This is a genomic window from Streptomyces sp. NRRL F-4489 (assembly GCF_001509485.1).
Classification (GTDB): Bacteria; Actinomycetota; Actinomycetes; order Streptomycetales; family Streptomycetaceae; genus Streptomyces.
On the sequence record NZ_LLZI01000097.1, the window covers coordinates 1 to 10,141 of the forward strand.

Here is a 10,141-nt window from a genome sequence, read left to right on the forward strand (position 1 = left end):
CCGCGAGGGAGGGGGTGGGGCCGGAGGCAGCGAGGTCAGAAGGGAGGGCGGCCGGGGTGTACCACTGGGCGGTGTCCCAGCGGACCGCGCCGTCGAGGTGGCGGGCGAGGCGCGGCAGGGTGGCCTGGCGGTGGGCGGCCGCCCGGAAGGCACCGAGGATCAGGGCGGCATGGCTGTACGCCGGGAGGCCCTTGCCGCGTACGTCGCCGATGATCAGCCGGGTGGAGGCGGAGGTGCGGGCCGCGGCGAAGAGGTCGCCGCCCATTTCCGCCTCCTCCTCGGCCGCGAGGTAGAGGGAGGCGATTTCCAGGTCGCCGCTGCGGGCCGGCAGCGGGCGGAGCAGGACCTGCTGGGCCACCGCGGCCACCGAGCGGCTCCGCGACAGCCGCCGCTCGTTGCCTTCCCGTAGCACGGTGAAGACGTAGACCAGCGCGGAGACGACGATCAGGGCGGCGATCTGGGCGTTGAGGTTCTCGGTGGACAGGGTGCCGCGGGCGGCGCCGAGGCCGACCTGGGCGGCGACGGCCAGGGCACCGGCCAGAGCCGTCGGGCCCGGGCCGGCGAACGCGGCGGTCAGCGCCGGGGCCGCGACCAGCAGCGGGCCCAGGTGGACCTGCGGCGGCGCGAAGAAATCGACCGCGCAGACCGCGACGATCAGCCCGAGCGGAAGCAGCAGCAGGGCGTGGCTCGCTTCCGGTCGTTGGCGCAGCCGCGTCAGCCGTGGAAAGGGCATGCATCATGGTTGCACTCGGGGGAGCCAATTGTCCGTATGAGCCCCATATGCCCGTCTGCCTCGAAGCATCGCCACCCGGGATCCCTGGTCCCGACCCTAGCCTCCCCGCTCGCCGGCCCCTCGCGCCCGCCGACCCCTCCCGCTCCCCGGCCCGGCGCCGCCTCCGCGTCACTCGCGTTATTCGATGACCAGCTCGACGTCGATGTTGCCCCGCGTGGCCTTGGAGTACGGGCAGAAGCGGTGGGTTTCCTCGACGAGGCGGCGACCGGTCTCCCCGGAGAGGGCGTCGGGGAGTTCCACCCGCATGACGACGGCGAGCCCGAAGCCGGTGGCGTCCTTGCCGAGGGAGACCTCGGCGGTGACCGAGACGTCCTCCGTCGCCAGCCTCATCCGGCGGCCGACGGTGGCCATGGCGCTGGCGAAGCAGGCGGCGTAACCGGCGGCGAAGAGCTGTTCCGGGTTGGTGCCGGCGCCGTCGCCACCGAGGGCCGGGGGCATGGCCAGGGGGAGGTCGAGCCGGCCGTCGGAGCTGACGGCCCGGCCCTCCCGGCCGTTGGCGGTGGCGACGGCGGTGTAGAGCGCGTCCATGAGAATCCGGTCCTTTCGGAACAAGAGACAGAGGAGAGACGGAGAAGAAACGAGGAGGAGCAAGGCCACCAGCAGCGCCGCCGGCCCGAGCGGGTCGAGCAACGACTGCCAGCGGCCCCGTCACACACTCGCACAGAATAAAGTTGCGCGCAATTTAAATGTAGACAACTGAGCGGCACGCAACTCGGAGCCGCGCGACTCAGTCGCCCGCCAACCAACCACCCTCTGCCCGTTACCCTGGCCCCATGACCCCGCCCCGGCCCGGACCCTCCACCCCGTCCTCCCCCTCCCCTCTCCCCGTCTCCGATGCGCTCCCCGTCTCCGATGCCGAGTTGCTGCGGCTCGATCACCAGGTGTGCTTCTCGCTGCACGCGGCCTCGCGGGCGTTCGGGGGCGCGTATCGGGAGGTGCTGAAGGAGCTGGGGCTCACATATCCGCAGTACCTGGTGATGCTGGTGCTGTGGGAGCACGGGCCGGAGCCGGTGAAGCGCATCGGCGAGCGGCTGCGGCTGGACTCCGGCACGCTCTCGCCGCTGCTCAAGCGGCTGGAGGCGGCGGGCCTGGTGCGGCGGGAGCGGAGTGCCGAGGACGAGCGGTCGGTGATCATCCGGCTGACCGAGGACGGCGCGGAGCTGCGGGAACGGGCGCTGCCGGTGCCGCGCCGGATGCTGGCCGCCACCGGGCTCACCGTCGAGGAACTCCGTACGCTGCGCGGCCTGTTGGCACGGGTCACCAGCGCGCTCGACGAGGGCTGAGGGGGCGCCGGCCCGGCACCGCCCCGCGGGCCCCTGCCCCGCCCCCGCCGCACAGCCGTCCCACACAGCGGTCCCGCACAGCCGTACCGTTCAGCCGCCCCGCTCGGCCGTCTCACACAAGCCGTACCGCACAAGCGCTCCGCCCCCCACCCGCACGCCCATCCGACCCGTGCCCCCGCGCCCCGTTCCGGCGTTGGACAGCGTGCCGTCCGGTGAGCGGCGCGGGGCCTCTCCGACACACCGGCGCGCCCCTCACCCCTTCGAGCTACCGAGGTTGGGGAGCGCCCGGGACAAAGGCGTATAAAGGGTGGCCGAACCAGCCGGAGCCACCGGCGAGATCCCGCCCAGGACACGGTTGGCAGCATCGCCTACGAGCAGCGGAGGAGCGCCACGTGAATGCGGCAGAAGTTGTCAACACCTTGCTGGAGGAGCGGTTCGGGGTCGCGCGGGCCGAGGTGACCGCGCAGACCGCGCTGCGCAGTCTGCAGCTGGACTCCCTCGCCCTCGAAGAACTGCGGGTGCTCATCGAGGAGCGGCTGGACATCAACCTCGAAGAGGTGTCGCTGACTTCGCGCGACACCGTGGGGCAGCTGGTGGCGGCCATCGACGGCAAAGTCGCGGCGTGACGGGCCGCCAGAGGCCGTTCACCGCGGCCGTGACGGGGCTGGGACTGGTGACCGCGGCGGGCGTCGGGACGAAGGCGACCTGGCACGCGATCACCACCGACGTGGTGCCAGGCAACGTCGCGTACCAGCCCGAACTCGCCGATCTGCCCTGCGACTTCATGTATACGGCGGCGGATCTGGACCCGGCCGCGGTGCTGGGGGTGGCCGCCCAGCGGCTGATGGACCGGTTCTCGCAGCTGGCGGTGATCGCCGCGCGGGAGGCGGTCGGGGACGCCGGGCTGGACCCGGAGACCTGGGACAGCGGCCGGGTGGCGGTGGTGATCGGTTCGGCGCACGGCGGGCTGCCGTTCTACGACCAGCAGAGCGCGGCGATGGCCGGGCACGGTGCGCGGCGGGTCTCCCCCAAGCTCGCCCCGCTGACCGTCATCAACGGCGCGGCCAGCAGCGTCTGCATGGATCTCGGTGCGCGGGGGCCCAGTCTGGGCGTGGCGACGGCGTGTTCGTCGGGGACCGTCGCGGTGGGTACGGCGTTGCAGCTGCTGCGGGCCGGGGCGTGCGACATCGCGATCACGGGCGGCGCGGAGTCGGTGCTGTCCCGGCTGCTGGTCGCCAGCGCCTGCCAGATGAAGGCGGTGTCGACCCGGCGGGAGGATCCGGCGCGGGCCTGCCGGCCGTTCGACGCGGACCGGGACGGGTTTGTGATCGGTGAGGGCGCGGGGCTGCTGGTGCTGGAGCGGCCGGAGCACGCCCTGGCCCGGCGGGCGCCGGTCCGGGCGCGGATCGCCGGTTACGCGGCGTCCAGTGACGCGTACGCGGCGGTGGCGCCGGATCCGGAGGGGCGGGGCATCGAGCGGGCGCTGCGCGGTGCGCTGGCGGACGCCGGGGTCGCGGCCGGTGACGTGGGGCATGTGAACGCGCACGGTACGTCGACGGTGCTGAACGACCGGATCGAGGCGGAGGTGCTGCGGCGGGTACTCGGCGAGGGACCGCTGGTGACGTCGACGAAGGCGATGACCGGGCACACACTGGGCGCGGCGGGCGGGATCGAGACCGCGCTGACGGTGCTGGCGCTGGAGCAGCAGCTGGTGCCGCCGACGGCGAATCTGACCGTGCCCGATCCGCGGATCCCGGTCGAGGTGGTGCGCGACGAGGCCCGGACGGCGGCGTTCGACTGCGCGGTGAAGACGTCGCTGGGGTTCGGGGGCCACAACGCGGCGCTCGTGCTGACCCGCGGCTGACCAATGGTTCCGCCGCTGACCAGCGGTTTCCACCGGGGCCCGGCCGTGGCGGGGCCCCCTTCGTGTTCTCCGGGTCCGTGTTCTGGCGAGAAGGAAGCAGCCATGTCCGAGGAAGTGATCCGCTCACTGTCGGTGAGCGGGGTGTCGTACGCGTACCGCGTGCTGCGGCAGCCGGCGCCGCGTACCGAGCCGGTGCTGGTGCTGGGCGGTGCGCTGCAGGGGATGTTCGGCTGGCCGCAGCTGGAGGAGCGGCTGGGGTCGGTGGCGGACGTGGTGACCGCGGACCTGCCGGGCATGGGCAGTGCCGAGCCGCTGCCGCCGGGGCCGGGGATCGAGGTGCTGTGCGCGGCGATCCTGGGGATCATCGACGATCTCGGGGCGCCGCGGGTCAATGTGTTCGGCTTCTCCTACGGGGCGGGGCTGGCCTTCGGGTGCGCGCGGCGCTTTCCGGAGCGGATCGCGCGGCTGGCCTTGGGCGGTGTGCCGTCGTATGTCACCGAGGCGCAGGCGGAGCACTGGCGGCGGGCCTCGGCCTGTCTGCGGGACGGGGACGCCGAGACGTTCGCCACGATGGTCGCGGAGGGGCTGCTGTGCCGGGACGAGAGCCGGCCGGTGGCCCGGCGGGAGCTGGCCTACCGCTATGTGCGGCGGGCGATGCTCCAGGCGGCGCTGCACTCACCGCATGCGGTGGAGTCGCTGCGCCGGGCGCTGACCGACCGGCCGGACTTCTCGGGCGGCCTGTCGGGGGTGCCGGCGCTGGTCTTCAGCGGTGAGCACGACACGGTGACGCCGCCGGCGCGGCAGCGGGAGTTCGCGGCGACGCTGGCGGGCAGCCGCTTCGTGACCATCGCGGAGGCGGATCACTGGGTGGTGCTGGAACGTCCGGCGGAGGTCACCGAGTTGGCGGTGCGGTTCTTCACGGACCGGCCGGTGGGGGCCGGGATGCCGGGGCCGCGGGCGGCGGGGGCGGTGGGCGGTACGGCGCGGGTGTGAGCGCGCGGGGCCGAGAGCGCTACGCCGCGTAGCGGGGCGCGTGCGCAGGGGTGCGTGCGCGAGCGGGGCCGGGTCGCCTGGGGCGGGCCGGCCCCGCCGGTGTGTGAGCCAGGGCACAAACCGCCGTGTCCGGAGGGGGCTTTGGGGCCGGCAAACGGTGATGCGGGGCACGCGACGTACGTCACGTACGGCCCGGCCTAGTGGTGCGCGGGGGCGCGGTGCGGCGGAATAACGGGCCGCATTGCGGACATCTCCGCCCAAGACACGAAGTTCGGTAGTACATCACATCATTGCCACCGGTCCGGGGCGGCGCTAACCATGTTTCCGGTAGCACCGAGAACGAGCCTGCGGACTCAGCCGGAGTGGCGAGCGCGGCACTGACCCTCGGTCCCCCACGACACCGAAGGCCACCTCCGGCCGCCTCCAAGCTCTGGAAGAGGTCAACCCCGCATGCCCATGCCCCAGTTCTCCCTGCCCCGCACTCTCCGCGTCACCCGGGCGCACAAGGTCTCCGCGGCCCTGGTCGCGTCCGCGAGCTGCGCCGCCGCGCTGGCCATGACCGCCGCGCCCAGCAACGCCGCGGCCCCCGCCGCGCAGGCGTCCGCCCTGGTCAAGCCGGTCGGCACCAACGGCCTGCCGGTCGTCGCGAAGGACAAGGCCGGTGCGGACAAGCCCGCGCAGCAGGACCGCGCGGCGACCAGCTCGGTCGCGGACGGCCTGAAGGTGACCGCGGTGGCCCAGCAGGGCCGCGCCGCCGAGCAGGCCGCCAGCCGCTCCACGGAGCGCACCGACATCGCCAAGGAGGCGCCGAAGGCCGCCCCCAAGGCCCCCGCGCCCAAGAAGTACGCCAACAACCTCGACGGCTGGATCCGCCAGTCCCTGGACATCATGAAGTCCAAGGGCATCCCCGGCAGCTACGAGGGCCTGCACCGCAACATCATGCGGGAGTATCAACGCCCGCAACGGCATACCCTCCAAGGGCCTGCTGCAGGTGATCCAGCCCACGTTCGACACGTACCACGTCGCCGGCACGGCGCATAACCTCTACGACCCGGTGGCCAACATCACCGCCGCCGCCAACTATGCGGCGCACCGCTACGGCTCCATCGACAACGTCAACTCCGCTTACTGAGGCGGCGTTGCGCGCCGGTTCCCGGCGCCCTGGTAATACGGCAACGGCCCTGTCCGCGATTCGCGGGCAGGGCCGTTGCCGTTGCCGTTGGCGCGTTCGGTACGCGCGCGCCGCTGGTCAGTACAGGTGCCCGTGGCGCGACGGGCCGCCGAAGAGGACGTCGAGGACGTGGCCGGCGATGCGCAGGCCCTCCCGCTCCCTGGGGGACAGGCGGTGCTGGTGGTGGTGTCCCCGCTCGTACCCCCGGTGGTGGTCGCGGTGGTGGTCGGCGGGGGCCGCGGCGGCGGGGGCGGCGGCGAGGAATCCGGCGGCGGCGAGACCGCTGAGCACGACGGCGAGGCGACGGAGCATGAGCACTTCCCTACGGTGAGTGGCGGCTGTGCGTGGTCTCACTCTCACGGCCCGGTCCGGCCGCCGCCATCCGACAGTCCGGACGCTGCTACGAACGGACCATCCGCACCGCCGTATCGATGGATCCGGGGGCGCGGGCGGACTCCGGCGCGCCCCCGGAGGTGCGAAGTGGGCGGTGCCGGAGGGCACTTCGAGGTGTGACCCAGGCAACTCGCAAGGGGGGCCCGGGGGGCTCCAGGGGGCGCCGGCGGGTGACCCCGGGCACGCGACGTACGTCACGTACGAGGCCGCGTAGTCGTGGCGGGGGCGGGCCCGGCCTGTAACCCCGGGGAAAATAACGGAACAATCCGGACATTGCGCCTCCTCTCACGAAGAGAGGTAGTAAAAGGGGTCATTGCCACCCGGCAGGTCCGCCGTTAACCATGGATTCCGTCGCACCGAGAGCGCGCCGCACCTCCCGCCCCGATGGCGAACGCGGTCGCAGAAGCTCCGGTCCGAACGCGCCAACGATGGCCGCCTCCCCGCTCCCGTACCTGGAAGAGGTCACCCCCGTATGCCCAAGTTCACCCTGCCCCGCGCTGCCCGGATCACCCGCGTCACCCGCACCCACAAGGTCGCCGTCGCCGTTCTGGCGGCCGCCGGCGCCACCACGGGTCTGGCCGTGACCGCCGCTCCGGGCAACGCCGCGACCCCGGCGGCGCACGCCTCCGCCGTGGTCAAGCCGGTGAGCGCCAACGGGATGCCCGCGAAGGCCGGGATCCAGGCCGCCGCGAAGTCCGACGCCAAGGCCGGGCACCCGGCCACCGCGACCGTCGCCGACCACCTGAAGGTCACCGACGTCGCCAAGCAGGGCCGCGCCGTGGAGAAGGCCGTCAGCCGCTCCGCCGACCGCCCGGCCGCGCCGAAGAAGTACTCCGACAACCTCGACGGCTGGATCCGCCAGTCCCTGGACATCATGAAGTCCAAGGGCATCCCCGGCAGCTACGAGGGCCTGCACCGCAACATCATGCGGGAGTCAGCGGCAACCCCAACGCCGTCAACGACTGGGACGTCAACGCCAAGAACGGCATACCCTCCAAGGGCCTGCTGCAGGTGATCCAGCCCACGTTCGAGACCTACCACGTGGCCGGCACGGCCAACAGCCTCACCGACCCGGTGGCCAACATCACCGCCGCCGCCAACTACGCGGCCCACCGGTACGGCTCCATCGACAACGTGAACTCCGCCTACTGATCCAGGGCGGACGAACGGCGAAGCGGCGGCACGGCGCGTTCGCCGCTGAACGGAAGAGCGGGTCCCGGCACTGCCGGGGCCCGCTCTTCCGCGTGCCGGGACTTCCCCGCGCCACGGCCTCCGTGTGCCACGGCCGGCGGGCGGGAGCCGCGCGAGGGCGCCCGGACGGGTGAGATGGCCGGGCCGGTCGGCGGACCGGGGGCCTGTTGAGCCATGGAATGCGGCATTTCAGCGTATATGTCTTTTCATCGGCAGGATCCTGCTCACATGCTGCCGAAACTGACTCGACCGAAGTCCTTCGGAGGCACGCGATGCCCTTGCGCAGATCCGCACCGGCCCGCCGTAGGGTCCCCCTGGCGGCCGGCACCCTCGTCTCATTCGTCACCGTGGTCGCCCTGCCCCTCACCCTGCCGGGCACCGCCACCGCGACCCCGGACGCCGGACGCACCCCCGCCCACCCCGAGCAGGACTGGATGGGCTCGACCATCGCGATGCACGAGGGCATGGAGCGGGCCGGCGGCTCGGAACCGCGCAACGCCTGGTCCCGGAAGTCCGTCGCCGGCGTCGATGTCTCCAGCCACAACGGCAACGTCAGCTGGAAGAAGCTGCGCCGGATGGGCGTGCGGTTCGCCTACGTCAAGGCCACCGAGGGGACGAGCTACACCAACCCCTACTTCACCCAGCAGTACCGGGGCTCGTACCACGCGGGCATGATCCACGGCGCGTACCACTTCGCGCTGCCGGACCACTCCGGCGGCGCCGCGCAGGCCCGCTTCTTCGCCCGGCACGGCGGCGGCTGGTCGCGGGACGGCCGGACGCTGCCCGGCGCGCTGGACATGGAGTACAACCCGTACGGCGCGACCTGCTACGGCAAGAGCCACGGCGGCATGGTCAGCTGGATCGCCGACTTCGTGCGCGCCTACCGCGAGGAGACCGGGCGGGACGCGGTGATCTACACCTCGACGAACTGGTGGAAGCGGTGCACCGGCAATTCCACCCGGTTCGGCCGGACCAATCCGCTGTGGATCCCGCGCTACGGCTCGTCGGTCGGGACCCTGCCGGGCGGCTGGCGGTTCCACAGCATCTGGCAGCACACCTCGTCGGGGCACACGGTCGGCGACCACAACCGCTTCAACGGCCCGTACAGCCGGCTCAAGGTGCTGGCCAATGGGGAGGACGACGACTGACGCCGGGCGGCGGATACCGGCAGAAAGCGCGATCAGAGGAAAAGGAACACACGTACTGGCGGAAATACGCGTACAACCATCCCCGTCCGGCCGGTGTCCAACACGGTGCAGCACCGAAAAGAACGCGGTGCACGACCATGCGACGGACACCACCTGACGGGGGTTTTCCATGCAGCGTCCAACTCTTCTCACCGGTTCCGCGGCCCTGGCTCTGGCCAGCGCCGCCACTCTGGGCCTGACCAGCACCGCCTCGGCCGCGCCGGTGCGCGGCGGGGCCTACAACGGCGCGTGCGGCAGCGGCTACGGCGTCGTGAATTCCGTACCGGTCGGCGCGAAGGGAACGGTTTATCTCACCTACAGCGCCAAGACCGGGAAGAACTGCGTGGTGACGGTCCGGAACAGTCCCGGAAAGCCGGTATTCGTGCTGGCCGAACTGGGGCCGTCCGACCACAGTTCCGATCCGGTATTCGACAGCGGGACATTCACCACCTATGCCGGGCCGGTCTATCTCGCGGCGAAAGGCCGGTGCGTGGACTGGGGCGGCGCCATCGAGTCGGTGAGCGTGCGGGTGACCGCCTCCAACTGCGGGCGCCTGGCGCCGGGGACGGTGGTCCGGCACTGAACCGGCCGACCTCGTAAGGGAGTTCGCCACAAGGACGCCGGACCCGGGTCCGTCTCGCAGCAGGGGGAGACGGTGCCCGGGTCCGGTCCCGTTGTGTACGCCTTCGGGTTACGCGGTGCCGGGTGGCGGCGGGCCGGTACTGCGGCGGGGTTCGAGGTGCGGGAGTTCGGCCTCGACGGTGCGGGGCGGGCCGCCGTCGAGGAGGGCGAGGAGTTCGGCGGCGGCGAGCCGGCCGAAGGCGGCGGTGTCCCGGACCAGCGCGGTGAGCGGCGGGTGGGTGACGCGGCAGAGCGGGGAGTCGTCCCAGGCGACGACGGAGAGCCGGCCGGGGACGGCGAGGCCGCGATCGGCCGCGACGGAGGCGCCGGCCACCGCCATCACGTCGTTGTCGTAGATGATCGCGGTGGGCGGGTCGGGGGCGTCGAGCAGGCGGCGGGTGGCCTCGGCGCCCTCGGCGTCGGAGTAGTCGGTGGTCAGGGACCGGACCTGGCCGGGGTCCAGGCCGCGCCGGGCGGCCTCGGTGCGCAGGGAGCGGATCCGGCGGGCGGTGTGGGCGAGACCGGGCAGACCGGCGACGTGGCCGACGCGGCGGTGGCCGAGGGCGTGCAGGTGGTCCAGGATCCGGGCCATGGCCTGGGCGTCGTCGGAGCGGACGGTGGAGAGGGCCGGGGGCGGGGAGGGAG

At 72.6% G+C, this 10,141-nt stretch carries 10 protein-coding genes and 2 pseudogenes; 8 read left to right on the top strand and 4 right to left on the bottom strand.

Features of this window, described 5'->3' with window-relative positions:
- Positions 1 to 733 (bottom strand): SpoIIE family protein phosphatase (locus ADL22_RS09850; protein WP_234430621.1); only part of this gene is annotated, 733 nt, incomplete at its 3' end.
- Positions 734 to 910: 177 nt separating this feature from the next.
- Positions 911 to 1,321 carry an organic hydroperoxide resistance protein gene (locus ADL22_RS09855; RefSeq protein WP_066975876.1) on the bottom strand — a complete coding sequence of 137 codons (411 nt, stop codon included), beginning with the start codon at positions 1,319 to 1,321 and terminating at the stop codon, positions 911 to 913.
- 245 nt (positions 1,322 to 1,566) lie between these two features.
- Here ADL22_RS09855 and ADL22_RS09860 point away from each other — a divergent pair, with 245 nt between their 5' ends.
- The 5 genes and pseudogenes from ADL22_RS09860 to ADL22_RS09880 all read left to right on the top strand — a co-directional run bounded on the left by ADL22_RS09860 (position 1,567) and on the right by ADL22_RS09880 (position 6,065).
- Positions 1,567 to 2,076 carry a MarR family winged helix-turn-helix transcriptional regulator gene (locus tag ADL22_RS09860; RefSeq protein WP_234430622.1) on the top strand — a complete coding sequence of 170 codons (510 nt, stop codon included), beginning with the start codon at positions 1,567 to 1,569 and terminating at the stop codon, positions 2,074 to 2,076.
- 392 nt (positions 2,077 to 2,468) lie between these two features.
- On the top strand, positions 2,469 to 2,702 hold the full coding sequence (locus ADL22_RS09865) for an acyl carrier protein (RefSeq protein WP_066975880.1): 234 nt from the start codon (positions 2,469 to 2,471) through the stop codon (positions 2,700 to 2,702).
- A complete protein-coding gene (locus tag ADL22_RS09870) occupies positions 2,699 to 3,940 on the top strand; it encodes a beta-ketoacyl-[acyl-carrier-protein] synthase family protein (protein WP_066975882.1) in 1,242 nt (413 codons plus the stop codon). Before ADL22_RS09865 ends, ADL22_RS09870 begins: the two co-directional genes overlap by 4 nt.
- A gap of 102 nt (positions 3,941 to 4,042) precedes the next feature.
- Positions 4,043 to 4,933 carry an alpha/beta fold hydrolase gene (locus ADL22_RS09875; RefSeq protein WP_066975884.1) on the top strand — a complete coding sequence of 297 codons (891 nt, stop codon included), beginning with the start codon at positions 4,043 to 4,045 and terminating at the stop codon, positions 4,931 to 4,933.
- A 456-nt stretch (positions 4,934 to 5,389) separates the two neighbouring features.
- Positions 5,390 to 6,065 (top strand): annotated as a pseudogene (locus tag ADL22_RS09880) (transglycosylase SLT domain-containing protein).
- A 117-nt stretch (positions 6,066 to 6,182) separates the two neighbouring features.
- On the opposite strand, the gene ADL22_RS09885 reads toward ADL22_RS09880, so the two are convergent.
- Complete coding sequence (locus ADL22_RS09885) at positions 6,183 to 6,416, bottom strand: hypothetical protein (protein ID WP_066975886.1); 234 nt, start codon at positions 6,414 to 6,416, stop codon at positions 6,183 to 6,185.
- A 553-nt stretch (positions 6,417 to 6,969) separates the two neighbouring features.
- Here ADL22_RS09885 and ADL22_RS09890 point away from each other — a divergent pair.
- The 3 genes and pseudogenes from ADL22_RS09890 (at position 6,970) to ADL22_RS09900 (ending at position 9,458) form a co-directional block, all read left to right on the top strand.
- A pseudogene (locus ADL22_RS09890) lies at positions 6,970 to 7,649 on the top strand (transglycosylase SLT domain-containing protein).
- A 311-nt stretch (positions 7,650 to 7,960) separates the two neighbouring features.
- On the top strand, positions 7,961 to 8,836 hold the full coding sequence (locus ADL22_RS09895; RefSeq protein ID WP_066975888.1) for a lysozyme: 876 nt from the start codon (positions 7,961 to 7,963) through the stop codon (positions 8,834 to 8,836).
- Positions 8,837 to 9,005: 169 nt separating this feature from the next.
- Positions 9,006 to 9,458, top strand: a complete 453-nt coding sequence (locus ADL22_RS09900; protein ID WP_066975890.1) for a spore-associated protein A — start codon at positions 9,006 to 9,008, stop codon at positions 9,456 to 9,458.
- A gap of 108 nt (positions 9,459 to 9,566) precedes the next feature.
- Here ADL22_RS09900 and ADL22_RS09905 read toward each other — a convergent pair.
- The coding region (locus ADL22_RS09905; protein ID WP_159048600.1) for a LacI family DNA-binding transcriptional regulator at positions 9,567 to 10,141 on the bottom strand (575 nt) is incomplete at its 5' end.